General features: G+C 72.2%; 23 protein-coding genes and 1 pseudogene. 17 read left to right on the top strand and 7 right to left on the bottom strand.

Annotated elements, in window-relative coordinates:
• Window positions 1–68: 68 nt before the first annotated feature.
• Window positions 69–1,448 carry an FAD-binding oxidoreductase gene (locus ACGFRG_RS21525; RefSeq protein WP_361421518.1) on the bottom strand — a complete coding sequence of 460 codons (1,380 nt, stop codon included), beginning with the start codon at window positions 1,446–1,448 and terminating at the stop codon, window positions 69–71.
• Between the two features lie 71 nt (window positions 1,449–1,519).
• Window positions 1,520–3,322 (bottom strand): glycoside hydrolase family 15 protein, encoded by a 1,803-nt coding sequence (locus ACGFRG_RS21520; RefSeq protein WP_361421515.1) that lies wholly within the window; start codon window positions 3,320–3,322, stop codon window positions 1,520–1,522.
• 419 nt (window positions 3,323–3,741) lie between these two features.
• Between ACGFRG_RS21520 and ACGFRG_RS21515 the strand changes: the two genes are divergently transcribed.
• The 12 genes and pseudogenes from ACGFRG_RS21515 to ACGFRG_RS21460 all read left to right on the top strand — a co-directional run bounded on the left by ACGFRG_RS21515 (window position 3,742) and on the right by ACGFRG_RS21460 (window position 16,999).
• On the top strand, window positions 3,742–5,418 hold the full coding sequence (locus ACGFRG_RS21515) for a CTP synthase (protein WP_361421512.1): 1,677 nt from the start codon (window positions 3,742–3,744) through the stop codon (window positions 5,416–5,418).
• A gap of 74 nt (window positions 5,419–5,492) precedes the next feature.
• Complete coding sequence (locus ACGFRG_RS21510; RefSeq protein WP_393266059.1) at window positions 5,493–6,119, top strand: NUDIX domain-containing protein; 627 nt, start codon at window positions 5,493–5,495, stop codon at window positions 6,117–6,119.
• A gap of 167 nt (window positions 6,120–6,286) precedes the next feature.
• A complete protein-coding gene (locus ACGFRG_RS21505) occupies window positions 6,287–8,362 on the top strand; it encodes a tetratricopeptide repeat protein (protein WP_393266056.1) in 2,076 nt (691 codons plus the stop codon).
• Window positions 8,363–8,507: 145 nt separating this feature from the next.
• Window positions 8,508–9,623 (top strand): alanine dehydrogenase, encoded by a 1,116-nt coding sequence (gene ald / locus ACGFRG_RS21500; RefSeq protein ID WP_393266102.1) that lies wholly within the window; start codon window positions 8,508–8,510, stop codon window positions 9,621–9,623.
• A 402-nt stretch (window positions 9,624–10,025) separates the two neighbouring features.
• Complete coding sequence (locus tag ACGFRG_RS21495) at window positions 10,026–11,147, top strand: ParA family protein (RefSeq protein WP_188275230.1); 1,122 nt, start codon at window positions 10,026–10,028, stop codon at window positions 11,145–11,147.
• Window positions 11,132–11,665, top strand: a complete 534-nt coding sequence (locus ACGFRG_RS21490) for a hypothetical protein (protein WP_361421503.1) — start codon at window positions 11,132–11,134, stop codon at window positions 11,663–11,665. Before ACGFRG_RS21495 ends, ACGFRG_RS21490 begins: the two co-directional genes overlap by 16 nt.
• A gap of 66 nt (window positions 11,666–11,731) precedes the next feature.
• Window positions 11,732–12,844 carry a segregation/condensation protein A gene (locus tag ACGFRG_RS21485; RefSeq protein WP_393266053.1) on the top strand — a complete coding sequence of 371 codons (1,113 nt, stop codon included), beginning with the start codon at window positions 11,732–11,734 and terminating at the stop codon, window positions 12,842–12,844.
• Window positions 12,841–13,488: an SMC-Scp complex subunit ScpB gene (scpB, locus tag ACGFRG_RS21480; protein WP_361421496.1), complete on the top strand. Its 648-nt coding sequence runs from the start codon at window positions 12,841–12,843 to the stop codon at window positions 13,486–13,488. Before ACGFRG_RS21485 ends, scpB begins: the two co-directional genes overlap by 4 nt.
• Entirely contained in the window at window positions 13,488–14,648 is a 1,161-nt protein-coding gene (locus ACGFRG_RS21475) for a pseudouridine synthase (RefSeq protein ID WP_393266049.1), read from the top strand. Before scpB ends, ACGFRG_RS21475 begins: the two co-directional genes overlap by 1 nt.
• A gap of 151 nt (window positions 14,649–14,799) precedes the next feature.
• A pseudogene (locus ACGFRG_RS21470) lies at window positions 14,800–14,931 on the top strand (transcriptional regulator); the annotation flags it as partial.
• A gap of 299 nt (window positions 14,932–15,230) precedes the next feature.
• Window positions 15,231–15,977, top strand: coding sequence for an NUDIX domain-containing protein (locus ACGFRG_RS21465; protein ID WP_361421490.1), 747 nt, complete (start codon window positions 15,231–15,233; stop codon window positions 15,975–15,977).
• Window positions 15,974–16,999 carry an ADP-ribosylglycohydrolase family protein gene (locus ACGFRG_RS21460; RefSeq protein ID WP_361421487.1) on the top strand — a complete coding sequence of 342 codons (1,026 nt, stop codon included), beginning with the start codon at window positions 15,974–15,976 and terminating at the stop codon, window positions 16,997–16,999. The genes ACGFRG_RS21465 and ACGFRG_RS21460 overlap by 4 nt, the downstream gene beginning before the upstream one ends.
• On the opposite strand, the gene ACGFRG_RS21455 is transcribed toward ACGFRG_RS21460, so the two are convergent.
• Genes ACGFRG_RS21455 through ACGFRG_RS21445 form a run of 3 tightly spaced genes read right to left on the bottom strand, consistent with a single transcriptional unit; the run spans window position 16,968 to window position 18,482 of the window.
• Window positions 16,968–17,675, bottom strand: a complete 708-nt coding sequence (locus ACGFRG_RS21455) for a DNA polymerase beta superfamily protein (protein WP_361421485.1) — start codon at window positions 17,673–17,675, stop codon at window positions 16,968–16,970. The two genes, ACGFRG_RS21460 and ACGFRG_RS21455, sit on opposite strands and share 32 nt — an antisense overlap.
• 17 nt (window positions 17,676–17,692) lie before the next feature.
• Window positions 17,693–18,106 carry a Rieske (2Fe-2S) protein gene (locus ACGFRG_RS21450; RefSeq protein WP_361421482.1) on the bottom strand — a complete coding sequence of 138 codons (414 nt, stop codon included), beginning with the start codon at window positions 18,104–18,106 and terminating at the stop codon, window positions 17,693–17,695.
• 58 nt (window positions 18,107–18,164) lie between these two features.
• On the bottom strand, window positions 18,165–18,482 hold the full coding sequence (locus ACGFRG_RS21445; RefSeq protein WP_393266045.1) for a DUF952 domain-containing protein: 318 nt from the start codon (window positions 18,480–18,482) through the stop codon (window positions 18,165–18,167).
• A 166-nt stretch (window positions 18,483–18,648) separates the two neighbouring features.
• Here ACGFRG_RS21445 and ACGFRG_RS21440 point away from each other — a divergent pair, with 166 nt between their 5' ends.
• The 4 genes from ACGFRG_RS21440 to der all read left to right on the top strand — a co-directional run bounded on the left by ACGFRG_RS21440 (window position 18,649) and on the right by der (window position 22,700).
• Complete coding sequence (locus ACGFRG_RS21440; protein ID WP_361421477.1) at window positions 18,649–19,734, top strand: prephenate dehydrogenase; 1,086 nt, start codon at window positions 18,649–18,651, stop codon at window positions 19,732–19,734.
• A gap of 85 nt (window positions 19,735–19,819) precedes the next feature.
• Complete coding sequence (gene cmk, locus ACGFRG_RS21435; RefSeq protein WP_361421474.1) at window positions 19,820–20,530, top strand: (d)CMP kinase; 711 nt, start codon at window positions 19,820–19,822, stop codon at window positions 20,528–20,530.
• Entirely contained in the window at window positions 20,485–21,171 is a 687-nt protein-coding gene (locus tag ACGFRG_RS21430; RefSeq protein WP_361421471.1) for a lysophospholipid acyltransferase family protein, read from the top strand. Before cmk ends, ACGFRG_RS21430 begins: the two co-directional genes overlap by 46 nt.
• Window positions 21,172–21,242: 71 nt before the next feature.
• Window positions 21,243–22,700: a ribosome biogenesis GTPase Der gene (der, locus tag ACGFRG_RS21425; protein WP_361421468.1), complete on the top strand. Its 1,458-nt coding sequence runs from the start codon at window positions 21,243–21,245 to the stop codon at window positions 22,698–22,700.
• Window positions 22,701–22,717: 17 nt separating this feature from the next.
• Here der and ACGFRG_RS21420 read toward each other — a convergent pair whose 3' ends face one another.
• Both ACGFRG_RS21420 and ACGFRG_RS21415 read right to left on the bottom strand, forming a co-directional pair.
• On the bottom strand, window positions 22,718–23,176 hold the full coding sequence (locus tag ACGFRG_RS21420) for a hypothetical protein (protein ID WP_361421465.1): 459 nt from the start codon (window positions 23,174–23,176) through the stop codon (window positions 22,718–22,720).
• A 341-nt stretch (window positions 23,177–23,517) separates the two neighbouring features.
• Window positions 23,518–24,291: a hypothetical protein gene (locus ACGFRG_RS21415; protein ID WP_361421462.1), complete on the bottom strand. Its 774-nt coding sequence runs from the start codon at window positions 24,289–24,291 to the stop codon at window positions 23,518–23,520.
• 531 nt (window positions 24,292–24,822) lie between these two features.
• Between ACGFRG_RS21415 and ACGFRG_RS21410 the strand changes: the two genes are divergently transcribed.
• A complete protein-coding gene (locus ACGFRG_RS21410) occupies window positions 24,823–25,527 on the top strand; it encodes a transglycosylase family protein (RefSeq protein ID WP_361421459.1) in 705 nt (234 codons plus the stop codon).
• The last annotated feature ends 68 nt before the right edge of the window (window positions 25,528–25,595 follow it).

The raw sequence follows: 25,595 nt of genomic DNA, 5'->3' as shown, positions 1-25,595 counted from the left end.
GGGTTCACCTCGTGTTTTGTCGTACGGACGTGATGCGGGTCACGGTACGACACGGACGGCGGCGGTGGTCAGCCCGGGGCGATGTTGTGGTTGTAGCGGAAGACGTTGTCGGGGTCGTAGCGGCGCTTGACGGCGGCGAGCCGCGCGGTGTTCTCGGCGCCGAGGCCCGCGACCACCCGGTCCTGGCCCTCCTCGCCGATGAAGTTGAGGTAGACCGCGCCGGTCGACCAGGGCCGTACGTCGGCGCGGACGTCCTTGACCCACCGCACGCAGCGCTCGTCGTCCGCCGGGTCCTCCCAGATCCCGAATGGGTGCACGGCCCACGGCGCGTCGCGGTAGGGCACCGGGTACTCGGCGGGGCCGGACGCGATCGCGCCGCCCTGCGGGAACACCACGTGCTGGACCGTGGGCGCCGGGAGGCTGTCGGCCCGGGCGCAGAAGACGTCGATCAGCTCGTCGGGCAGACCGGTCAGATACTCGGCCGACCAGTAGTTCCGCATCCCCGGCGGGTCGTCGAGCATGCACTGCACATCCACGTACGGCATGTCGCCCAGGATCTCGACCTCGTGCGGCAGCGCGAGCAGCGGCTGGGCGAGCTTGGTGAGCCGGTCGGCCGGGCCCGCGTACGTCACGAGCGCGCCGCACAGCAGCTTGCCGACCAGGTGCTCGGGGATGAACTCCTCGGGCGGGCCGGTCACATACAGGGCCCCGCCGCTCGCCTCGGGCGGTGCGGCCTCGATCAGCTCGCGGTAGGTGCGGACCACCTCGGGGCCGAGCTCCGGCGGGTACATCATCAGGGCGATCGAGAAGGCAGGCAGATCGTGCAGGCGCAGGGTGATCGAGGTGGCGACGCCGAAGTTGCCGCCGCCGCCGTGCAGCGCCCAGAACAGCTCGGGGTTCTCCTCCGCGCTCGCGGTGACGGCCGTGCCGTCGGCGGTGACCAGCTCGACGCCGAGGAGGTTGTCGACCGCGAGCCCGAACGGGCGGTCCAGCCACCCCGTGCCGCCGCCGAGGACGAAGCCGCCGACGCCGGTGGTGGAGGCCCGGCCGCCGGTCGTGGCGAGCCCGTACTCCTGGGTGGCGTGGTCCAGCTCGCTCATGGTGGCGCCGCCCTGGATCCGTACGGCGTGGGCGGCGGGGTGGACGGTGACATCGCGCATCCGGCGCAGATCGATGACCAGGCCGTTGTCGTTGACGGCCTGCCCCGCGACGCTGTGGCCGCCGCCCCGGACGGCGATCTTCAGATCGAGTTCGCGGCCGAAGCGCACGGCGGTCGCCACATCCGCGTCGGACGCGCACTGCGCGATGACGGCGGGGCGGCGGTCGATCATGGCGTTGAAGACCTGCCGGGCGTCGTCGTACCCCGGATCGCCCGGCGCGAACACATCGCCCGAGAGGTCTTCGCGGAGCTCGGCGAGTGCCGTGCCCGCCTTGGAGGGGGAGGTCATGACGCCCCCCTTTCGGAGGGGACAGAACAATTCCACTCTAGGCGGGCACCCACCCGGGGGCGCGCGGGGAGCTACCCCCCGTACGCGCCGGAGGCCGTGAGCCGAAGCGCCGTGTCGATCAGCGGAACGTGGCTGAACGCCTGCGGGAAGTTCCCCACCTGGCGCTGGAGCCGGGGGTCCCACTCCTCGGCGAGCAGCCCGATGTCGTTGCGCAGCGAGAGCAGCCGCTCGAAGAGCTTGCGGGCCTCGTCGACCCGGCCGATCATGGCCAGGTCGTCCGCCATCCAGAACGAGCAGGCCAGGAACGCGCCCTCGTCGCCCTCCAGGCCGTCGCAGCCCGCCTCCTCGCCCGCCGTGGGGTAGCGCAGGATGAACCCGTCGGGCGTGGACAGCTCGCGCTGGATCGCCTCGATGGTGCCGATGACGCGCTTGTCGTCCGGCGGCAGGAAGCCCATCTGCGGGATCAGCAGCAGCGAGGCGTCCAGCTCCTTGGAGCCGTACGACTGGGTGAACGTGTTGCGTTCCTTGTCGTAGCCCTTCTCGCAGACATCGCGGTGGATGTCGTCGCGCAGCTCGCGCCACTTCTCCAGCGGCCCGTCCGCGTCGCCCGACTCGATCAGCTTGATCGTGCGGTCGACGGCGACCCAGGCCATCACCTTGGAGTGCACGAAGTGGCGGCGTGGGCCGCGCACCTCCCAGATGCCCTCGTCCGGCTCGTCCCAGTGGTTCTCCAGGTAGTTGATCAGCTTGAGCTGGAGCAGCGAGGCGTAGTCGTTGCGGGCCAGGCCCGTCATGTGCGCCAGGTGCAGGGCCTCGGTGACCTCGCCGTACACATCCAGCTGGAGCTGGTGGGCGGCGCCGTTGCCGACCCGGACCGGGGCCGAGTTCTCGTATCCCGGCAGCCAGTCCAGCTCGGCCTCGCCGAGCTCGCGCTCGCCCGCGATCCCGTACATGATCTGCAGGTTCTCGGGGTCGCCCGCGACCGCCCGCAGCAGCCACTCACGCCAGGCGCGGGCTTCTTCGCGGTAGCCGGTGCGCAGCAGCGAGGAGAGGGTGATCGCGGCGTCGCGCAGCCAGGTGTAGCGGTAGTCCCAGTTGCGCGAGCCGCCGATGTCCTCGGGCAGCGAGGTGGTGGGCGCGGCGACGATGCCGCCGGTGGGGGCGTAGGTCAGCGCCTTCAGGGTGATCAGCGAGCGGACCACGGCCTCGCGGTAGGGCCCGTGGTACGTGCAGTGCTCGACCCACTCCCGCCAGAAGTCCTCGGTCGCCTCCAGGGCCGCCTCCGGCTCGGAGAGGGCCGGCGGCTCCTTGTGGGAGGGCTGCCAGCTGATCGTGAAGGCGATGCGCTCGCCGGGGGAGACGGTGAAGTCGGAGTACGTGGTGAGGTTCTTGCCGTAGGTGTCGACCGGCGTGTCCAGCCACACCGAGTCGGGGCCCGCGACGGCGACCGTACGGCCGTCCACCTTGTGCACCCAGGGCACGACACGCCCGTAGCTGAAACGCATCCGCAGGGCGCTGCGCATCGGCACCCGGCCGGTGACGCCCTCCACGATCCGGATCAGCTGCGGCGCGCCGTCGCGCGGCGGCATGAAGTCGGTCACCCGGACCGTGCCGCGCGGGGTGTCCCACTCCGACTCCAGGATCAGCGAGTCGCCCCGGTAGCGGCGCCGGTCCGCCCGGGGTGGCTCGGCGTCGGCCGCGTGGGCCGGGCCGATCCGCCAGAAGCCGTGTTCATCTGTGCCGAGCAGTCCGGCGAAGACGGCGTGCGAGTCGAAGCGTGGCAGGCACAACCAGTCGGTCGTGCCGTCCCGGCAGACCAGTGCGGCGGTCTGCATGTCTCCGATGAGTGCGTAATCCTCGATGCGCCCGGCCACGTGCAATCTCCAGTCGAACGGCCACGTCCGCCCCGCGGGGCGCTTACTGCTACTGCGACTGCGGTCAAGGGACAGCCAACGAGCGCATGTTGCGGGTGACGGCCGGGGTGGTGCCGTGTTACCAGCGGCTCGGCGGCGAGTGTCCGAGCAGGATACGACGCACGTGGGTGATCCGCCGAGGGCTTGGCGCAACGCCACTGGGCCGTCCGGGTGAGTGGAGTACACAGGGTTGCAAGGGGGTGTGCGGAGCGTGGCCGGAAGCGGTGAGCCGCACTCGCTGATACCCTGGTAGCCCGTGGCCGGGTGGTGCAAGAACCCCCGAACCGCAGCGACGGCGCCCCCCGGAATCCCGACAGGATCCGGCACCGGGCAGTCGGCACGCACTTCCAGACCGCGACCACGGGAGCCCCCTCTTGGCCATGCAGACTCGATCCTCTGCGTCCTCGACGACCAAGCACATCTTCGTCACCGGGGGTGTCGCCTCTTCCCTCGGCAAGGGTCTGACTGCCTCCAGCCTGGGTGCGCTCCTCAAGGCGCGCGGCCTGCGCGTCACCATGCAGAAGCTCGACCCGTACCTGAACGTCGACCCGGGCACGATGAACCCGTTCCAGCACGGCGAGGTGTTCGTCACCAACGACGGCGCCGAGACCGACCTGGACATCGGCCACTACGAGCGCTTCCTCGACGTCGACCTCGACGGCTCGGCCAACGTCACCACCGGCCAGGTCTACTCGCAGGTCATCGCCAAGGAGCGGCGCGGCGAGTACCTGGGCGACACCGTCCAGGTCATCCCGCACATCACCAACGAGATCAAGCACCGCATCCGCCGGATGGCGACCGACGACGTCGACGTCGTCATCACCGAGGTCGGCGGCACGGTCGGCGACATCGAGTCGCTGCCGTTCCTGGAGACCGTCCGCCAGGTCCGCCACGAGGTCGGCCGCGACAACGTCTTCGTCGTGCACATCTCGCTGCTGCCCTACATCGGCCCCTCCGGCGAGCTGAAGACCAAGCCGACCCAGCACTCGGTCGCGGCCCTGCGCAACATCGGCATCCAGCCCGACGCGATCGTGCTGCGCGCCGACCGTGAGGTGCCGCTCTCGATCAAGCGCAAGATCTCGCTGATGTGCGACGTCGACGAGGCCGCGGTGGTCGCCGCCATCGACGCCAAGTCGATCTACGACATCCCGAAGGTCCTGCACACCGAGGGCCTGGACGCGTACGTCGTGCGCAAGCTCGACCTGCCGTTCCGCGACGTGGACTGGACGCAGTGGGACGACCTGCTGGACCGGGTCCACAACCCGCAGCACGAGGTCACGGTCGCGCTGGTCGGCAAGTACATCGACCTGCCGGACGCCTACCTCTCGATCACCGAGGCCATGCGCGCCGGCGGCTTCGCCAACAAGGCCCGCGTCAAGGTCAAGTGGGTCACCTCGGACGACTGCAAGACCCCGGCCGGCGCCAAGAAGAACCTCGGCGACGTCGACGCGATCCTGGTGCCCGGCGGCTTCGGCGACCGGGGTGTCAACGGCAAGATCGGCGCGATCCAGTACGCCCGCGAGAACAAGGTGCCGCTGCTCGGCATCTGCCTGGGCCTGCAGTGCATCGTGATCGAGGCCGCCCGCAACCTGGCCGGCATCCCGGACGCCAACTCCACGGAGTTCGACGCCGCCACCGCCCACCCCGTCATCTCGACGATGGAGGAGCAGCTGGCGTACGTCGAGGGCGCGGGCGACCTGGGCGGAACGATGCGGCTCGGCATGTACCCGGCGAAGCTCGCCGAGGGCTCGATCGTGCGCGAGGTCTACGACGACCAGCCGTACGTCGAGGAGCGCCACCGCCACCGCTACGAGGTCAACAACTCCTACCGCGCGGAGCTGGAGAAGAAGGCGGGCATCGTCTTCTCGGGCACGTCCCCCGACAACAAGCTCGTCGAGTACGTCGAGTACCCGCGCGAGGTGCACCCCTACCTGGTCGCCACCCAGGCGCACCCGGAACTGCGCTCCCGCCCGACCCGCCCGCACCCGCTCTTCGCGGGTCTGGTGAAGGCGGCCGTCGAGCGCCAGGAAGCCGCGCGGAAGTCCGGCAAGAAGTAACCAGACGATACGGTTGCCGGGGTACGGGTCCTCATCGGACGCGTGCCCCGGTTTCGTTTTGCGGGAGGACATCGATGCAGCTCCAGGACACCCCCGAACAATGGCGGGTCGTCGCCACCACGACTCCGTTCGAGGGCAACAAGACCAGCGTGCGCACCGACGACGTGGTCATGCCCGACGGTACGGTCGCGCGCCGCGACTACCAGGTCCACCCGGGCTCCGTCGCCGTCCTCGCCCTCGACGGCGAGGGCCGGGTCCTGGTGCTGCGCCAGTACCGCCACCCGGTGCGCCACAAGCTGTGGGAGATCCCGGCCGGCCTGCTCGACGTGCCCGGCGAGAACCCGCTGCACGCCGCCCAGCGCGAGCTGTACGAGGAGGCGCACGTCAAGGCCGAGGACTGGCGGGTCCTCACCGACGTCTACACCACGCCCGGCGGCTGCGACGAGGCCGTACGGATCTTCCTCGCCCGCGATCTCTCCGAGGCGGAGGGCGAGCGCTTCGAGGTCTCCGAGGAGGAGGCCGACATGGAGCTCGCCCGGGTGCCCCTGGCCGAGCTCGTACGGGGTGTGCTGGCCGGTGAGCTGCACAACAACTGCCTGGTGGTGGGCGTCCTCGCGCTCACGGCCGCGCAGGCGGGGTCCGGCGTGGACACGCTGCGCCCGGCCGAGGCGCCCTGGCCGGCCCGCCCGTTCGAGAAGTAGGCCTGTCGCCCCGTTCGGGGGCGCGCCGGTGCGACGATCCGCTGATCCGATCGGGCGACCTGTCCGCCGCGCTCGACCGGGCCGGTAGCGGAGGGTGAACTACGCTCGGAACGCCCGTGCGGAGACCCGCCGGGCTCGGCTCGTGCGCAGCGGACGGAGCGTGGCCCGTGACGGATCAGGCGGTGGACGTGGGCGGCTCTGCCGCTGGTCCGCAGGAGTGGAACGGCCGTCAGTTCTTCGGCCGCCAGCGGGAGTTGAAGGAGCTGCGCGAGGACGTCGAGCGGGCCGGGCTCGACACCCTGTCCGGCCGCAAGTCGCCCCGCGCGCGCGTGCTGCTCATCGCCGGACGGCCGGGCTCCGGCCGGACCGCGCTCGCCGAGGAACTGGCTCGCCGGCTCGGCGACGACTACCCCGACGGAGTGCTCCGGGTCGGCCTCACCGAGCCCGGCGGCACCCCCGTCCCCACCGAGCGGGCGGCCCGCGAACTCCTGGACGTACTGGACGTTCCGGTGCCGCCCGGCGGCGGTGAGGACGAGCTGACGCAGCTGGTGCGCGAGGCCCTTCGCGACCGCCGGGTGCTGCTGCTCCTCGACGACGCGGCCAGCGCCGAGCAGGTCGACCCGCTGCTGCCCGAGAACGCCGACTGCCTGGTGGTGGCGACCGCGCGCGGACCGCTCACCGGCATCCCCGACGTACGGCCGTGCACGCTCGGCGGCCTGCTCCCCAAGGCGTCCGTCGAGTTCCTGGAGAGCTTCGCGGGCTCCGTCCGGATCACCGTGGACCCGCGGGCGGCCGAGCAGCTGGCCGAGGAGTGCGCGGGCCAGCCCGCCGCGCTCGCGCTGGCCGGCGGCTGGCTCTCGATCCGGCCCCAGGCGGCCGTCGCCGACGTGGCCAAGCGGCTGCACGCGCTGCCCGACGACGGCGGCGTCCTCACCGGTCAACTCCCCGTCGCCGAGCGGCCGTTGGTACGGGTCTTCCGGCTGGTGTACGAGTCGCTGCCGCAGCCCAACGCGCGGCTGCTGCGGCTGCTCTCGCTCGCCCCGGCCGGTTTCGTCGACGCCCAGACCGCCTCGGCCCTGGCCGGCTGTTCGGTGTCGGCGGCGCAGAACACACTGGAGGACTTCGTCGCGTACGGGCTGCTGCGGACCGTGGGCGAGCCGCACGAGCGGCCCGCCCAGTACGCGGTGCCCGGCTGGCTCGCGCCGCTGCTGGTGAAGCTGGCCGCGACCGACCGGGCGGGGGAGGTGCAGCTGGCCCGGGCCCGGATGCTGGAGCGGACCGTGCGGCTGCTCCAGTCCTGTCGCGCGGTCACCGAGCCGGACGGCTCCCCGGCCCGCAAGAAGCTCGCCGGACTGCCCCGCGCCCTGCGCTTCCCCAGCGCCCCGCTCGCGGCCGAGTGGCTGCGCACCCGCCGGCCCGCGCTGCTCGCGGCCGCCCGGCTCGCGGTCCACGACGGCGACCTGGACACCCTGGCCCGGCGCCTGGTGGCGGCCCTGGTGCGGGCGCTCGCCGCGCACCAGGGCACCGAGGCGGCCGCGCCCGAGCTCTACGGTCTTCACCAGCTGGTCCTCGATGTGGCTGAGCGACGGAATCTGCACCGGGAGAAGGCCGCGGCCCTGCTCAATCTGGGCGATCTGGACGCGGGGACCGGGCGGACGGCCGAGGCGCTGGTGCGCTACCGGGCGGCGCTGGACGCGGGCCGGGCCGCGAACGACCCGTACGCGACGGGCCGCGCGATGGAATCCGTAGGCGGCGCCCACCAGGAGCTCGGCGACTGGCAGCGGGCCGCCGACTGGTACGGCAGGGCGCTCGCCCAGCGGCTCGCGCGGGGCGAGCGCGAGGACGAGGCCCGGCTGTACGGGCGGCTCGGCGCGGTGCACACCTACGCGGGCCGGTACGGCGAGGCGCTGCGCAATTGGCGCGCCGCGGTGGCCGGATACCGCCGTCTCGGCGATCTGCCGGGCCAGGCGCGGGCGCTGAGCGAGGCGGCCCGGGTCCAGGAGTACGCCGGGCGTCCCGAGGAGTCGCTGCGCACCTGCCGGGAGGCGGTCGAGTGGGCGCGGCAGGCCGGTGATCTGCGTCTCCAGGCGGCCCTCCAGCTCAGGCTCGCGGACACCCTCGACCGGCTCGGCGACCCGGCCGGGGCCAGGCTGCACCGGGGTGCCGCCGAGAGGCTGCTGGGACCCGAAGGTGAAGCCGCCGTTCCGGCCTGCGAAATCCGTAGCGTGTCGGCCAAAGATTAATGGTTTGTAAGGGTAGACAGCTGGAAAACCTTCATTAGACTGGCTCCGCCGCACCTTCTTGCGGTGTCTCCCGGTGCGCCCCTGTGCATCCGGGTATGTACGTGTTAGACCCCCTTCATCCCCTGAGCCAAGGACCGTGATCGACGTGAAGGTCGGTATCCCCCGCGAGGTCAAGAACAACGAGTTCCGGGTGGCCATCACCCCCGCCGGCGTCCACGAGCTGGTGCGCCACGGCCACCAGGTCGTCATCGAGCAGAACGCCGGTGTCGGTTCGTCGATCACCGACGCCGAGTACGTCGCCGCCGGCGCCGAGATCCTCGGTACCGCCGACGAGGTGTGGGCCGCCGCCGACCTGCTGCTGAAGGTCAAGGAGCCCATCGCGGAGGAGTACCACCGCCTCCGCAAGGACCAGACGCTCTTCACGTACCTGCACCTCGCCGCCTCCCGCGAGTGCACGGACGCCCTCCTGGAGTCCGGCACCACCGCCATCGCGTACGAGACGGTCGAGACCGCGGGCCGCGCGCTGCCGCTGCTCGCCCCGATGTCCGAGGTCGCGGGCCGCCTCGCCCCGCAGGTCGGCGCGTACCACCTGATGCGCTCGGTCGGCGGCCGCGGTGTGCTCCCCGGCGGCGTCCCCGGCACCCACGCCGGCGAGTGCGTCGTCATCGGCGGCGGCGTCTCCGGCTGGAACGCCACCCAGATCGCCGTCGGCATGGGCTTCCACGTGACCCTGCTCGACAAGGACATCAACAAGCTCCGCGAGGCCGACAAGATCTTCGGCACCAAGGTGAAGACGATCGTCTCCAACGCCTACGAGCTGGAGAAGGCCGTCGTCGAGGCCGACCTCGTCATCGGCGCGGTGCTGATCCCGGGCGCCAAGGCCCCGAAGCTGGTCACCAACGAGCTCGTCGCCAAGATGAAGCCCGGAAGTGTCCTTGTCGACATTGCGATCGACCAGGGCGGCTGCTTCGAGGACTCCCGTCCGACCACGCACGCCGAGCCGACCTTCATGGTCCACGACTCGGTCTTCTACTGCGTCGCCAACATGCCGGGCGCGGTGCCGAACACCTCCACGTACGCGCTCACCAACGCCACGCTGCCCTACATCGTGTCGCTGGCGAACAACGGCTGGGTCGAGGCGCTGCGCCGCGACCCGGCGCTCGCCCTGGGTCTCAACACCCATGACGGCCAGGTCGTTTACGGCCCGGTCGCCGAGGCCCACGGCCTGGAGGCCGTCGAGCTGGGCACGCTGCTCGGCTGATCCGACGCTCTGACAAAACGGTTCGTCAACGCGGACCGTCAACATCACACACCCGGCCGGACCTTGTCGACCAAGGTCCGGCCGGGTGTGTATCACGACACTTCCACCGGAGTGTGACAGGCTCGCTCAACTCGCCTCGAACGTAACTGTTTAACCGTTTCGCGCACCCCCGAAACGTGCGCTCTGACGCCTGTACGCCCTTGACAGAGTGGTGTTCCATTGCCGACACATCCGGCCGGGTCCGGCGGATTGTGTTGCTGCGGACCGGTGACACGCCATAGAGTCGCCAACCGTCGGCATGGTGCCACGCTGACCTATCGATAAAGTTTCCTGGTCACTTCCAAGGAGGTAAGACGACTTGTGAATGAGTCGACATTTACTCCCGGAGGTGGTCAACCAGGGATGCCCGCACGGGGCCATGGCCCTTCGGGGCCTGCTGAGGCTGTCGGCTCCGTCGCGGTCCGCGCCTTCGCAACCACCCCGCACATGACGACAGCCCCACGGATGATGGACGGCCTACACGTGAACGCCATGGCCGGCAACGAGAGCGGCCGCGAGACCGCCGCTTTCGCCGACTACGACGAGGTGCCCCAGGGGCACTTCTACGACCCCGACGCCGAGTACGAGCCCGACCCCGAGTACGCGGCCACCCTCGCTCCCGACGCCGCGCGTCAGCGCCGCGAGCGGATCGGCCCCACCGGACGGCCGCTGCCGTACTTCCCGATCCCGGGTCCGCTGACCGACCACGGTCCCGCGAAGATCATCGCGATGTGCAACCAGAAGGGCGGCGTCGGCAAGACCACGTCGACCATCAACCTGGGTGCCGCGCTCGCGGAGTACGGACGCCGGGTGCTGCTCGTCGACTTCGACCCGCAGGGCGCCCTCTCGGTGGGCCTGGGTGTGAACCCGATGGAGCTCGACCTGACGGTCTACAACCTGCTCATGGAGCGGGGCATGTCGGCCGACGAGGTCCTGCTCAAGACCGCGGTTCCCAACATGGACCTGCTGCCGAGCAACATCGACCTCTCCGCCGCCGAAGTGCAGTTGGTGAGCGAGGTGGCCCGCGAGTCCACGCTCCAGCGTGCCCTCAAGCCCCTGATGGCCGACTACGACTACATCGTGATCGACTGTCAGCCCTCGCTCGGCCTGCTCACCGTCAACGCCCTGACGGCGGCTCACAAGGTGATCGTGCCGCTGGAGTGCGAGTTCTTCGCGCTGCGCGGTGTCGCCCTGCTGACCGAGACGATCGAGAAGGTCCAGGAGCGGCTCAACCCCGACCTGGAGCTCGACGGCATCCTCGCGACGATGTACGACTCGCGCACGGTGCACAGCCGCGAGGTCCTGGCCCGGGTGGTCGAGGCCTTCGACGACCACGTGTACCACACGGTGATCGGCCGCACGGTGCGCTTCCCGGAGACCACGGTCGCGGGCGAGCCCATCACCACGTACGCGTCCAACTCCGTCGGCGCCGCCGCCTACCGCCAGCTCGCCAGGGAGGTGCTCGCCCGGTGTCACGCCGAGTGAGTCTGCCCGGGGCCGACGAACTGTTCCGTACGACCGGAGGGATGGCGCTCCAGTCCTCCGCCCCGCGGCGGACCAACGGCGAGGCGCGGGTGCCGGGTCCGGCGGGCGAGAGCGACCCCGCGGCGGCGGACGGGTCCGCGTCCGGGGCCGAGCACTCGGCCGCCGAGGAGGAGTCGGCCTCGGCCGAGCCGCGCAGCCGCACGGCGTCGGCCGCCGAGGCCCCCAAGGGGGCCCGTCCGGCCCCTGCGGCCGCCTCCAGCACCGCGCAGCAGCGTCGGCGGGCCCGGGCGGCCAACCGGCGCCCCAGCGGCCGTGAGCGGCACGACGAGAAGATCACGGTGTACGTCTCCGCGGAGGAGCTGATGGACCTGGAGCACGCGCGCCTGGTCCTGCGCGGGGAGCACGGGCTCGCGGTCGACCGCGGGCGGATCGTGCGGGAGGCCGTGGCCGTGGTCCTGGCCGACCTGGAGTCGCGGGGCGACGCGAGCATCCTCGTGCGGCGTCTGCGGGGGCGGTAGCACTAGCCTGCGCCGTGCGGCCCGCCGCGCCTCGTACCGCCCGCTTCGCAGCCCCTGGAACGCCTCTTGCCCACCGCCTCCGACGCCTCCGGCGCCTTTGCACCGAACGTGCCCGCTGCGCGGGGGGCTCGGCGTGCGCTGGGGCTGGGGCCGGGGGGTTCCCCCACCCCGCCCCTTCCCGACACCCTCCGGGGGTGGGAGGGGGACGAGGAGGGTCTCCCGGGGGCTGTGCCCCCGGACCCCCACGCGGGGCTGCGCCCCCGCACCCCCTTGGAGGCTTCGCCTCCGGACCTTTCGTCGTCGGCTGCGGGCCGTCCTGGGCCGGTCGCGCAGTTCCCCGCGCCCCTGGGGGTGCCGCCGGAACCCCCGGATACCGTCCCCTCGGACGGGCGGTTCACCGTTCGGCTCGCCAACTTCGAAGGGCCCTTCGACCTGCTGCTTCAGCTCATCTCGAAGCACAAGATGGACGTGACCGAGGTCGCGCTGTCGAAGGTCACCGATGAGTTCATGGCGCACATCCGGGCCATGGGGCCGGACTGGGATCTCGACCAGACCACCGAGTTCCTGGTCGTCGCGGCCACCTTGCTCGATCTCAAGGCCGCCCGGCTGCTGCCGGTCGCCGAAGTCGAGGACGAGGGCGATCTGGCGCTGCTGGAGGCCCGGGACCTGCTGTTCGCGCGGCTGCTCCAGTACCGCGCGTACAAGCGGATCGCGGACATCTTCAGCGCGCGGCTCGACGACGAGGCGCGCCGCTACCCCCGTACCGTCGGGCTTGAGGCGCACCACGCCGAGCTGCTGCCCGAGGTCGTCATCAGCATCGGGGCCGACGGGTTCGCGAAGCTCGCCGTCAAGGCCATGCAGCCGAAGGCCAAGCCGCAGGTGTACGTGGACCACATCCACGCGCCGCTCGTCTCCGTGCGGGAGCAGGCCGAGGTCGTCATCGCGCTGCTGCGCGAGCGCGGGGACGTCAGCTTCCAGGAGCTGACCGTGGACGCGCCCGACACCCTCACCGTCGTCGCCCGCTTCCTCGCCCTGCTGGAGCTCTACCGGGAGAAGGCCGTCGTGCTCGACCAGGACGAGGCCCTGGGGGAGCTCGTGGTGCGCTGGAGCGGCGGCGACGGGGCCCGGCCCGCCGTGACGGACGAGTTCGACCAAGTCGTGGAGGTGGAGAGCGCGTGAACGGCGTACCGGAGGAGGACGGCGCGGCGCAGCGGCTCGCGCTCAAGCCCGCCCTCGAAGCCGTCCTGATGGTCGTCGACGAGCCCGCCACCGAGGAGCATCTGGCGAAGGTCCTGGACCGGCCCCGGCGGGCCGTCGCGGACGCGCTGCGGGAGCTGGCGGACGAGTACACCGTCCAGGGGCGCGGCTTCGAGCTGCGGCTGGTGGCGGGCGGCTGGCGGTTCTACAGCCGTGCACAGTACGCGGACGCCGTCGAGGGGTTCGTCCTGGACGGTCAGCAGGCGCGGCTCACCCAGGCGGCCCTGGAGACCCTGGCGGTCGTCGCCTACCGCCAGCCGGTGAGCCGTTCGCGGGTCTCCGCCGTGCGCGGGGTCAACTGCGACGGTGTCATGCGGACCCTCCTCCAGCGGGGTCTGGTGGACGAGGCGGGGACGGAACCCGAAACAGGTGCGATCCTGTACAGGACGACGAACTACTTTCTGGAGCGGATGGGCCTGCGCGGCCTGGACGAGCTCCCGGAGCTCGCGCCCTTCCTCCCCGAGGCGGACGCGATCGAGGCCGAGACGCTGGAAGGTGTGCCGTCGTTCGATCCGGACGCGCTGGACGCCCCGGAGACCCACGCAGACGACAAGACGGAAATTTGATGCGAAGCAGCGGCAGGAACAGCAGCGGAAACAACGGCGGGAGCCGTGGTGGCAACAGCGGCGGCCGCGGCAGCAGCGGCGGTGGCGGCGGTGGCGGCGGCCGGGGCGGCGCCGGGGGCGGCCGGGACGGCCACCGCCAGGGCGGCGGCCCGCGCCAGAGCGGCAGCGGCAAGCAGCGCCCGCTGCGCCCCGAGGAGCGCACCTACGACGTGGGCGGCGACGCCCCCCGCAGCGGTCGCGGCGCGGCCGCGCGCGGTGGCGCCAAGGGCGGCCCCAAGTCGCCCCAGGGCGGCACCCCGCCGCGCCGCGGCCCGCACGGCCAGCGCCAGGCCCCGGCCCGTTCGCGCGAGCTCGACGCCAAGATCGAGCAGCGCAACCGCGACCGGTACGCGAACAAGCCCGACATCAAGATCGCCAAGACCTTCCCGGGCGCCGAGGAGGAGGGCGAGCGGCTGCAGAAGGTGCTCGCCCGGGCCGGCATGGGCTCGCGGCGCGCCTGCGAGGAGCTGATCGAGCAGGCCCGCGTCGAGGTCAACGGCGAGATCGTGCTCGAACAGGGGATGCGCGTCGACCCCGAGAAGGACGAGATCAAGGTGGACGGCCTGACCGTCGCCACCCAGTCGTACCTGTTCTTCGCGCTCAACAAGCCGGCCGGTGTCGTCTCCACGATGGAGGACCCGGACGGCCGCCAGTGCCTCGGCGACTACGTGACCAACCGCGAGACGCGGCTGTTCCACGTCGGCCGCCTGGACACCGAGACCGAGGGCATCATCCTGCTCACCAACCACGGCGAGCTGGCCCACCGTCTCACCCACCCCAAGTACGGCGTGAAGAAGACCTATCTGGCCGCCATCACCGGCCCGCTGCCGCGCGAGATCGGCAAGCGGCTCAAGGAGGGCATCCAGCTGGAGGACGGCTACGCGCGCGCGGACGCCTTCCGGGTCGTGCAGCAGACCGGCAAGAACTACCTGGTCGAGATCGAGCTCCACGAGGGCCGCAAGCACATCGTGCGCCGCATGATGGCCGAGGCCGGTTTCCCGGTGGAGAAGCTCGTCCGGGTCTCCTTCGGCCCGATCGCGCTCGGCGACCAGAAGTCCGGCTGGCTGCGCCGCCTCACCAACACCGAGGTCGGCATGCTGATGCGCGAGGTCGGCCTGTAGCCGTCCTGGTGTGACCCTTTGCCGAAGCCCGGCCCCCGACCGACGGGGGCCGGGCTTCGTGCTGTGCGCGCACGCCGGTTGTGCGCGCCCCCCGCGCGCCTTTATAGTCATGATGACTATAAAGAACGCCGGAGGTGGCGGGGGTGACGGGATGAAGCGCTACGGACACGGGCTGGTGATCGGCACGTTCTGCCCGCCGCACGCCGGTCACCACCACCTCGTACGGACCGCCGAGGACCGCTGCTCGGCGCTGACCGTGCTGGTCTGCGCGGCGGCGGGGGAGCGGGCGGCGCGCACGGGGGCGCCGGTCCTGTTCTGCGCGGGCGCCCCCGCCGACGGGGACCGGCACCTGCGCCTGCTGACGGGGCCGTCGGCCTTGGGGGGCGGGGCATCGGGGAAGACGGTCGTGCTGCGGGGCTCCGGTCCGGCCGGGCTGCTCGCGGCGGCCCTCGACGCGGTGGACACGTTCCTGGGCGAGAGCTGGGGGCTGGACGGCGGCGGCCTCGCCGGATGGGGCCCGGCCGGGCGGGGCATGACCGACCCGGGCGGCCTCCGCGCGCCCGTGTCGACGCGGGGGCGACGGTGAGCGCGGCGGGGCCGGCCAGGGTGCCGGAGGGCTACGACCCGTACGCCTTCGTGCCGTTCGCGGTCACCGTCGACCTCGCCGTCTGGACGGTCCGGGACGGCGGGCTGCACGTCCTGCTGATCCGGCGCGGCGAGGAGCCGTACAAGGGGGAGTGGGCGCTGCCGGGCGGGTTCGTGCTGCCCAGGGAGAGCGCGGGGCAGGCGGCGCGGCGCGAGCTGGCCGAGGAGACCGGACTGGGTGACCCGGTCGTCGCGGGCCTGCACCTGGAGCAGCTGCGGACCTACAGCGACCCGGACCGCGACCCCCGGATGCGGGTGGTGTCGGTCGCGTACACCGCGCTGGTGCCGGACCTGCCCGAGCCGCACGGCGGCGGGGACGCGGCACACGCGCAGTGGGTGCCCTTCGGCACGTACGGCACTCTCGCCTTCGACCACGAGCGGATCCTCGCCGACGCGCGCGAGCGCATCGGCGCCAAGCTCGAATACAGCTGCCTGGCCACGGCCTTCTGCCCGCCCGAGTTCACCCTCGGCGAGCTGCAACAGGTCTACGAGACGGTCTGGGGCACCGCCCTGGACCGGCCCAACTTCCGACGCAAGGTCCTCGCCACCCCCGGCTTCGTGGAGCCGGTGGCGGGCGCCGCGCGTCTGACCGGCGGCCGGGGCAAGCCGGCCGCGCTGTACCGGGCGGGCGTGGCGACCGCGCTGCACCCGCCGCTACTGCGCCCGGAAGGACGACCCTCATGAACAGTCGAGTGACCAGCCGAGCCAAACAGGCGGCCACCGGGACGCTGGTCGGACTCGCGCTCGGGGACGCCCTCGGCTTCCCGACCGAGTTCAGCGACGTGCCCGCGATCCTGGCCAAGTGCGGGCCGTGGCGCGAGATGCGGCTGCCCAAGCCCGCGATCGTCACCGACGACACCCAGATGACCCTCGCCGTCGGGCGGGGCATACGGGCCGCCATGGACCGCGGTCTGCTCGGCCCGCGCCGCCTGGAGCGGCCGGTGCGCGAGGAGTTCGTGCAGTGGTACCACTCCCCGGAGAACAACCGGGCGCCCGGGCGCACCTGTCTGGTCGCCTGTCGGCACCTGGACAGCGAGGTGCCCTGGCAGCAGGCGAGCCAGGTCGGCTCCAAGGGCTGCGGCGCGAACATGCGGGTGGCGCCGGTGGGCCTGGCGCCCGGGCTGAGCGAGGAGCAGCGGGCGGGCGCGGCGCAGCTCCAGGCGGCGCTCACCCACGGCCACCCGACGGCGCTGGCGGCGAGCGATCTGACCGCCCGCGCGGTCTTCCTGCTCGCCCAGGGCGCCGACCCGGTGGGCCTGGTCGGCCAGCTGCGCTCCTACGCGTACGAGAACCGCACCCGCTACCATGACCGGTGGCTGGGCGACCTGTGGACGCGCGCCCACGACGAGAGCCCGGCGGCCTTCATGGCGCGCGGCTGGGACGAGTGCCTGGACGCCCTGGACCGGGTCCTCAAGGCGCTGCACAACCCGTCGCCGGAGACGGACCCGTGCCTGGAGACCGGGGACGGCTGGGTCGCCGAGGAGGCGCTGGCCACCGCGCTCGTCTGCTTCCTGCTGTTCCCGTCCGAGCCGCTGACGGCCTTGCGCCGAGCCGCCTGCACCAAGGGCGACTCGGACTCCATCGCCTGCCTCGCGGGCGCTTTCGCGGGCGCTCACCTGGGAGTGGCGGCCTGGCCGAAGGAGTGGGCGGAACGGATCGAGTACCGCGGTGAGCTCATCGCCCTTGGAGCGCTCTGGGACGCGTGAGCGCCGACTCGCGCCGCACCCGGAACAGGAAGTCCGCCACCCGGGCGCGGTCCGGCTCGGCCGGCAGCGGGGTGCGGGCGAGGGCCTGTCCGCACTCCTCGGCGAGCCGGGCCATCCGGGACTCGACCCGCGGCCAGGGCACTTCGCCGCGCTTCACGGCCAGCAGGTCCTCGCGCCCGGCGCCCACGTCGATCGTGAGGGCGCCGGTGCGCAGCAGGTCGCGGCAGCTCGTCAGCAGGCGCAGCAGATGCATGGCGTGCTTCCAGCGCGGGGCGCCGTGCACCCGGACGTCCGCCTCCAGCTTTCGGCGCTGGCTCACCGCGTAGCCCGTGAACGTCTCGTGGGCCCGTCGGGAGAGGAACGCCTCGCGCAGGGAGAGAAGTTCCCGTCCGGTGTCGTCGATCTGCTCCACGAGCGGTGAGTGCAGGCACTCCAGGATGTTGGGGTTGGCGCGCAGGGCCAGCTCGCAGAATCGTTCCAGCTCCCAGCTGAACTGCTCCTCGGCGGGGCCCTCGACATGCGTCGGCGGCTTGTCGAAGTGCCAGAACAGCTCGGTCGGGGCCACGTAGACGCCTCGGCGGTCCGTGTCGCTGGCGGACGTGGCCAGGCCGAAGGCGCGGGAGCCCATCACGCAGGAGTACACGGTGTGGTCGCGGACGAGCAGATCGGGCGTCATCCGGCGATTGTGGCCGGTCAGGCCAGGCGGATCGACTGGTTTTCGACCGTGATGCGCTCGGGCGCGAGGGGGCGCGGGGCCGGGCCCGCCGCCACCGAGGCGTCGGCCACGCGGTACTTGCTGCCGTGGCAGGGGCAGTTGATCGTGCCATTCGAGACGTCCTTGACCGTGCAGCCCTGATGGGTGCAGATCGCCGAGAACGCCTTGAAGGTGCCGGACTCCGGCTGGGTCACCACGACCTTCTCGGCCGCGAAGACCTTGCCGCCGCCCACCGGGATGTCGGACGTCTTCGCCAGTACGCCGCCGTCCCCCGCACCCTGCTGGGTACTGCCCGTACCGCCGCCCGTGTGGTCGCTCTTGCCGCAGCCCGCCAGCGCGGCCGTGCCCGCGGCCGCCGCGAGCACCGCGCGGCGGGTGGTTGCCGTTTCCATGGGGTGCATCTTGGTGCACCTGCGCCGCGAACACGGCGACGCGCGCGTGCCGTACGCCTTATGGCGCAGTCCAGCTCCCCGCGACCCGGTGCAGCTGCTCGACGCCCGTGACCGCCGCCCGCTCGATCGGGCCGTACACATGCGGGAAGGCCCCGTCCCGGCCCTCCCAGCGGACCTCGGCGCCGAGGGCGGCCTCGTCGAGGGACAGCACGAGCAGCGGGGCCGACTCGTCCCCGTAGTGGGCGTCGGCGATCGCCAAGGCGGTCGCCCGGTCGCCGGAGCAGTGCACGAAGCCCTCGGCCGCGAGCGAGGACGGGGCGTACGGGCCTGTCCCGGCCGCCGTCCACTCGGACAGGGGGACCACATGGAAGATCATTGCTTCGTTCTACCCCATGCCGTCGCGGGCCGTCGCGTGACGTCCGTACGGTGGATGCCGTGCCCGGGTGTCAGTGGGGCTGACTAGGCTTTAGGTCTCAGGCCCGGGTCCCCGGGCCCGGGAGTCCGCGCCGCTTCGGCGCCGCACGTCGCAAGGACATCGCCCAGTGAGGACCGCACTCGTCATCGGTACCGGCCTGATCGGTACCTCCGCCGCGCTCGCCCTCGCCGGGCGCGGGGTCACCGTCCACCTCGTCGACCACGACCCGGGCCAGGCCCGGACCGCGGCCGCGCTCGGCGCGGGGACGGACGAGGCGCCGGAGGGCCGGGTGGACCTGGCGGTGGTCGCGGTGCCGCCCGCCCATGTCGCGGCCACGCTCGCCGAGGCGATCCGTTCCGGCGCCGCCCGCGCCTACATAGACGTCGCCAGCGTCAAGGGCGGCCCGCGCCGCGACCTGGAGGCGCTGGGCTGCGACCTCTCCGCGTACATCGGTACGCACCCGATGTCCGGCAAGGAGCGGTCCGGCCCTCTCGCCGCCACCGCCGACCTCTTCGAGGGCCGTCCCTGGGTGCTCACCCCGACCCGGGACACCGACACCGAGGTGCTGAACCTCGCCCTGGAGCTGGTCGCGCTCTGCCGCGCGGTGCCCGTGGTGATGGACGCGGACGCGCACGACCGCGCGGTGGCGCTCGTCTCGCACACCCCGCAGCTGGTCTCCTCGATGGTCGCCGCCCGGCTGGCGGAGGCGGACGAGACGGCGGTACGGCTGTGCGGCCAGGGCATCCGGGACGTGACCCGGATCGCCGCCTCCGACCCCCGGATGTGGGTGGAGATCCTTTCCGCCAACCCGGGCCCGGTCGCGGACGTGCTGTCCGGCATCGCCGCCGACCTGGACGAGACCGTACGGGCGCTGCGCTCCCTGGAGTCCTCGGACGAGCAGAAGCGGCGCGGCGGCGCGGCCGACGTCGAGGACGTGCTGCGGCGGGGCAACGCGGGCCGCGAACGGGTGCCCGGCAAGCACGGCGCGGCTCCCACGGCGTACGAGGTCGTGGCGGTGCTCATCAGCGACCAGCCGGGCGAGCTGGCCCGGATCTTCGCCGACGCCGGCCGGGCCGGGGTCAACATCGAGGACGTGCGCATCGACCACGCCACCGCCCAGCAGGCCGGTCTGGTCCAGCTGATGGTGGAGCCGGCCGCCGCGCCGGGCCTCACCGCGTCCCTGCGGGAGCGGGGCTGGGCGATCCGCCAGTAGCCGCCGGAACGGGCCGCACGTATGAGCCAGTAACCTTGGTGCGGGGCGGATGTGTGCCCGCCCACCCCGTCTCCGTACCAGGAAGGTGTCCGTCACCGTGGAAAGCGCCGCCCGGACCGCTCCGGCAGCTGTGATCGTCGCCATCGACGGCCCTTCCGGCACCGGCAAGTCCAGCACCTCCAAGGCGGTCGCCGCCAAGCTGGGGCTGAGCTATCTGGACACCGGCGCCCAGTACCGGGCGATCACCTGGTGGATGCTCAGCAACGACGTCGACACCGAGGACCCGGCGGCGATCGCCACCGCGGCCGCCAAGCCCGTCATCGTCTCCGGCACCGACCCCTCGGCGCCGACCATCACGGTGGACGGCCTGGACGCGTCGGGTCCGATCCGTACGCAGGAGGTCACCGCCAAGGTCAGCGCGGTCAGCGCCGTCCCGGAGGTGCGGGCGCTCATCACCCAGCTCCAGCGGGACACGGCGGCCGCCGCCGAGACCGGCATCGTGGTCGAGGGGCGCGACATCGGTACGACGGTGCTGCCCGACGCCGACCTGAAGGTGTTCCTCACCGCGTCCCCGGAGGCGCGCGCCGCCCGGCGCAGCGGTGAGCTGAAGGGCGTCGACGTGGCCACCACGAAGGAAGCCCTGATCAAGCGGGACGCGGCGGACTCCAGCCGTAAGACCTCCCCGCTGGCCAAGGCGGCCGACGCCGTCGAGGTGGACACCACCGAGCTCACCCTCGACCAGGTCATCGAGTGCGTGGTGACCCTCATCGAGGAGAAGCAGGCCGCCAAGTGCTGACAGCTCCCACGGAGCGGGGCGCCGAGATCGGGCGCCGGATCGGGGTCGGGCTCATGTACGGGCTGTGGAAGCCCCGGGTGCTCGGCGCCTGGCGGGTTCCGGCGAGCGGCCCGGTGATCCTCGCCGTCAACCACTCGCACAACATCGACGGCCCGATGGTCATGGGCACCGCCCCGCGCGGCACCCACTTCCTGATCAAGAAGGAGGCCTTCGTCGGGCCTCTGGGGCCGTTCCTTGAGGGGATCGGCCAGGTGAAGGTCGACCGCTCGGCCGCCGACCGCGCGGCGATCACCGACGCGCTGGCCGTGCTCGACAACGGCGGGGTGCTCGGGATCTTCCCCGAGGGCACCCGGGGCGACGGCGACTTCGCCTCGCTGCGGGCCGGCCTCGCCTACTTCGCCGTACGGTCGGGGGCGCCCGTCGTCCCCGTGGCGGTCCTGGGCAGCACCGATCGCCCGGGACGGCTGATAAAGGCGCTGCCGCCCCTGCGCAGCCGGGTCGACGTCGTCTTCGGCGACGCCTTCCAGGCCGGGGACGGCAGCGGACGGCGGACCCGGACGGCGCTGGACGAGGCGACCGTACGGATTCAGGAGCGGCTCACCGGCCACCTGGAAAACGCCAGGCGCCTCACCGGGCGCTGAGCGAGACTTGAGACTTGAGTAGTGGACCGGACGCCCGGTCCATCGATGACGCAGAACGAGGAACGGACTTCATGAACGACCAGCACGACCACGGAGCGCTTGGCGACGCCGAGTACGCGGAGTTCATGGAGCTCGCCGCGGAAGAGGGCTTCGACATCGAGGACGTCGAGGGCGCGATCGAGGAGGCGGGCCACGGCCCGCTGCCCGTCCTCGCCGTCGTCGGCCGCCCGAACGTCGGCAAGTCGACCCTGGTGAACCGCATCATCGGCCGCCGCGAGGCGGTCGTCGAGGACAAGCCGGGCGTCACCCGCGACCGCGTCACCTACGAGGCGGAGTGGGCGGGCCGCCGCTTCAAGGTCGTCGACACCGGCGGCTGGGAGCAGGACGTCCTCGGCATCGACGCGTCCGTGGCCGCCCAGGCGGAGTACGCGATCGAGGCCGCCGACGCCTGTGTCTTCGTCGTGGACGCCAAGGTCGGCGCCACCGACACCGACGAGGCCGTCGTCAAGCTGCTGCGCCGGGCCGGCAAGCCGGTCGTGCTGTGCGCCAACAAGGTGGACGGCCAGTCGGGCGAGGCGGACGCCGCCGCGCTGTGGTCGCTCGGCCTCGGCATGCCGCACCCGGTCTCCTCGCTGCACGGCCGCGGCACCGGCGACATGCTGGACGCCGTCCTGGAGGCGCTGCCCGAGGCGCCCGCGCAGACCTTCGGCGGCGCCGCCGTCGGCGGCCCCCGCCGTATCGCGCTCATCGGCCGCCCGAACGTCGGCAAGTCCTCGCTCCTGAACAAGGTGGCGAAGGAGGACCGCGTCGTCGTCAACGAGCTGGCCGGCACCACCCGCGACCCGGTCGACGAGCTCATCGAGCTCGGCGGGGTGACCTGGAAGTTCATCGACACCGCGGGCATCCGCAAGCGGGTCCACCTCCAGCAGGGCGCCGACTACTACGCCTCGCTGCGCACGGCCGCCGCCGTCGAGAAGGCCGAGGTGGCCGTCATCCTGATCGACGCGACCGAGAACATCAGCGTCCAGGACCAGCGCATCATCACCATGGCCGTCGAGTCGGGCCGTGCCGTCGTCATCGCGTACAACAAGTGGGACGACCTCGACGAGGAGCGCCGCTACTACCTGGAGCGCGAGATCGAGACCGAGATGCAGCAGGTGGCCTGGGCCCCGCGCGTCAACGTCTCGGCCCTGACCGGCCGCCACATGGAGAAGCTGGTCCCGGCCATCGAGACCGCTCTGGCGGGCTGGGAGACGCGCGTCCCGACCGGGCGGCTCAACGCCTTCCTCGGTGAGATCGTCGCCGCCCACCCGCACCCGATCCGCGGTGGCAAGCAGCCGCGCATCCTGTTCGGTACGCAGGCGGGCACGAAGCCGCCGCGGTTCGTGCTCTTCGCCTCCGGCTTCCTGGAGCACGGCTACCGCCGCTTCGTCGAGCGCCGGCTGCGCGAGGAGTTCGGCTTCGAGGGCACCCCGATCCACATCTCGGTGCGGGTGCGCGAGAAGCGCGGCGCCAACAAGAAGAAGTAACCCCGTCGCGGGGGCTGTCACAGCCCCCGGCGCGGTGCGGGCGGCAGTGCGGCCGGGAGCGGATGGAGCCCGGTGTGCTGCCGCCCTGTCATATGGCCGGTGCCCGCGCCGATGCCGGTGGGCATGGCGCCCGTGGCGGTGCCGCTCATCTGCCAGGTGACACCGGTGTGCGCGGGGTACGCGGTCAGGCTCGGCAGGGTCTGGGGCTGCGGGCCCTGCGGGTGGAACGGCTGGTTGTGGTGCTGGTGGCCGCCGCGGAAGCCGTGCGCCGCGGCCGCCAGGGCCGCGAAGCCGCGGAAACCGAGGTCGTCCTCGCCGCTGCGGTCGCCCGGCAGAGCCCGGAAGGACCGGCGGTACTCGGAGTACAGCGCGTCGTAGATCGGGGTGGCGGAGTGCCCGCCGAACAGGTCGTGCGCGGGGCGCATGGCCGGGATCTGCGACTGGTACGGCTGGCGGGAGGGCTCGTATGAGTGCACGTATGTGCCAACGACCCCGAGGGCCGTCGGGATGCGGGCCAAAGTGCGGATATCACGCGACACCGGATGCACTGGGGCATCCCGGCGTACGCGGGGCGCTCATGTGTTCCGCCGGTGTACCGGCGGAACGGGTGACACGAAGGCCCCGCTGACTGCGTCTGGGCGCCCCGATGGAACAGGCCGAACCCGCCCGGGGCGATGTGAACGCCCCGGGCACCCGGTCGCACCGGCTCCGGCCCGAGTCGCCACGGCTCCGGCCCGAGCGGACCCTCGCTTCAACACACCGGGGCCCGGGCCGCGTATGGTCCGGGCCCCGGGTCCGTTCGAGCCGTCGGTTCAGCTCACGTGCCCGCCAGCGGCATCGCCGCCGACACCAGCGTGCCGTCGGAGGCCGCCTTCTCCAGGGCGTCGCGCAGCAGGTCCTCGCGGGGCTGCTGGCCGATCGAGCCGACCGGGGCCGCGAAGACGAGGACGCGCTGGGTGCGGTTGGCGGCCGCGCGCCAACCCTCGGTCACCTGGAGCGGCTGATGGGCCTGCCACCACGAGACCGGACTGCCGCCGCCCCCCGTGCCCGGCTGGAGGATCGCGTGCAGCTGGCCCATCGCGAGCAGCACGGACCAGCCGCTCAGCACCGACGGCATCCGGCCGACATCCGTGACCGGCACGAAGCCCTGCTCGATGAGGAGCGGCAGGAACTCGTCCACGGTGCCGCCCGAGCCGGGGCGGGCGATGGGGGCGGTCGGCTCCACGACGAGCGCCGGGTGCAGCGCGCCCTCGATCAGGATGAGGCCGCTGGTGATGCCGAGCACGGCCTGCTCGGGCGCGGCGCCACCGAACTCGTCGCCGGTGATGGACCGCACGGCCCCCTGGAGCTGCTCCTCGGAGACCTGGACGACCTGGGAGGGGATGCAGGAGGCGTGGGCGAAGGCGAGGACCGCGGTCTCGTCGCCGACGAAGAGCACGGTGCTGGTGGCTTCGTGCTCGGAGTCGCCCGGGGTGCGGCAGGAGGTGCAGTCGTAGCTGCCCGGGGCGTTCTCGCCGGCGAGCAGCCGGTCGGCTTCTTCGTCGCCGATCTCGGCGCGGACGTCCTCGCTGACGTCGAGCATGCGCGGCACGGGTGGCTCCTACTGGATGCGATCGCCGGGTGGTTCCCGGCTCCTGAAAGGACAACGGCGGATCTGTGGCAGGGGTCACGCCCCGAGGCGAACGGAATCGAACCGGCGGGCGCACAGCGTGAGCGCGCCCCCGGAACTCCTCACTCCATGTCAACAGGTGGCGGACGCACGGAAGTTGACCCGGTGAGGTGAGTCACAGATCAGCTCGACAGCAGGTCGACAAATCCTGAAATCCCTCAATCAAGTGGGTGTCCTGAAATAGCCGTTACCTGGGGTAATAGTCAACTGGCCTGGAATGACAAGGCATTGGTTGATACCAGGGTGATCCGGTCCCTACATTCCACGCCGTGTGCATCGAGCACCGCCCGGGCAGCCCGCCCCGTACGGCCGCACGAACCAGTACGACTCGTACGACCGCACCACAGGCAAGCGCACGACCCCGGCGGGCGGGGCGGCACGGACCGAGACGCCGGACGCGTCGAGGGCCGTGGCGTCAAGGGGGAACCCCGGGTCCTTCGGAAGAGGGACTTCATGTCTGTTGGTACCAGTCGTTCCGGCTCCAGGCGCGTCCGTGCCACGGCGGCGCTGATCGGAGCCGCCGTGGTGGCGGCGCCGTTGGCCCTGCTCGCGGTCTCCGCCGGCCCGGCGGGCGCGGCGGACGGTGCGGTGTGGGACCGCATCGCCCAGTGCGAGAGCGGAGGAAACTGGCACATCAGCACCGGCAACGGCTACTACGGCGGGCTCCAGTTCTCCGCCGGCTCCTGGCGGGCGTACGGCGGCGGGGCGTACGCCTCCACCGCCGACCGGGCCAGCCGGGCGCAGCAGATCGCCGTCGCCACCCGGCTCCAGCACGCGCAGGGCTGGGGCGCGTGGCCCAGCTGCTCGGCCGTCGCGGGGGCGTACGGGAGCGCGCCATCGGCGCCGAAGCCGTCCGCGCCGAAGCCCAAGAGCGTGTCGAAGACGTTCCACGCGCCCAAGTCCCAGCCGCACAAGGCGGAATCGGGCAAGGCCGAAACACGCCAGGCTCAGCCGGAGCGGGCCGCGTCCGCCGAGCGGCCGTCCGTCCACGCCGACCGCTCCGCGCGCGGCGGCGACTACACCGTGCGCGAGGGCGACACGCTCTCCGCCATCGCGGCGGCGCACGGCACGGGCTGGCAGACGCTGTACGCGGCCAACAAGGCCGTCATCGGCGCCGACCCGAACCTGATCCTGCCCGGGCAGCGGCTCGCGCTGTAGGACGGGTTGTCGTGTAGCGGCGCTACGAACGCGGTACGAACGTGGCCCCACCCGGTCCTGCGACCGGG

This window comes from Streptomyces sp. NPDC048696 (assembly GCF_043198895.1).
Classification (GTDB): Bacteria; Actinomycetota; Actinomycetes; order Streptomycetales; family Streptomycetaceae; genus Streptomyces.
This window is presented reverse-complemented; position numbering and strand designations above follow the sequence as displayed.

Bases quoted from the DNA above. Each gene is read 5' to 3' on its own strand.
- ACGFRG_RS21445 (WP_393266045.1), bottom strand. From the start codon at position 18,482: ATGATCTTCCATGTGGTCCCCCTGTCCGAGTGGACGGCGGCCGGGACA.
- ACGFRG_RS21455 (WP_361421485.1), bottom strand. From the start codon at position 17,675: ATGACGCCCGATCTGCTCGTCCGCGACCACACCGTGTACTCCTGCGTG.
- ACGFRG_RS21515 (WP_361421512.1), top strand. From the start codon at position 3,742: ATGCAGACTCGATCCTCTGCGTCCTCGACGACCAAGCACATCTTCGTC.
- ACGFRG_RS21450 (WP_361421482.1), bottom strand. From the start codon at position 18,106: ATGGAAACGGCAACCACCCGCCGCGCGGTGCTCGCGGCGGCCGCGGGC.
- der (WP_361421468.1), top strand. From the start codon at position 21,243: ATGAACGACCAGCACGACCACGGAGCGCTTGGCGACGCCGAGTACGCG.
- ACGFRG_RS21510 (WP_393266059.1), top strand. From the start codon at position 5,493: ATGCAGCTCCAGGACACCCCCGAACAATGGCGGGTCGTCGCCACCACG.
- ACGFRG_RS21475 (WP_393266049.1), top strand. From the start codon at position 13,488: ATGCGAAGCAGCGGCAGGAACAGCAGCGGAAACAACGGCGGGAGCCGT.
- ACGFRG_RS21460 (WP_361421487.1), top strand. From the start codon at position 15,974: ATGAACAGTCGAGTGACCAGCCGAGCCAAACAGGCGGCCACCGGGACG.
- ACGFRG_RS21495 (WP_188275230.1), top strand. From the start codon at position 10,026: ATGCCCGCACGGGGCCATGGCCCTTCGGGGCCTGCTGAGGCTGTCGGC.
- ACGFRG_RS21410 (WP_361421459.1), top strand. From the start codon at position 24,823: ATGTCTGTTGGTACCAGTCGTTCCGGCTCCAGGCGCGTCCGTGCCACG.
- ACGFRG_RS21525 (WP_361421518.1), bottom strand. From the start codon at position 1,448: ATGACCTCCCCCTCCAAGGCGGGCACGGCACTCGCCGAGCTCCGCGAA.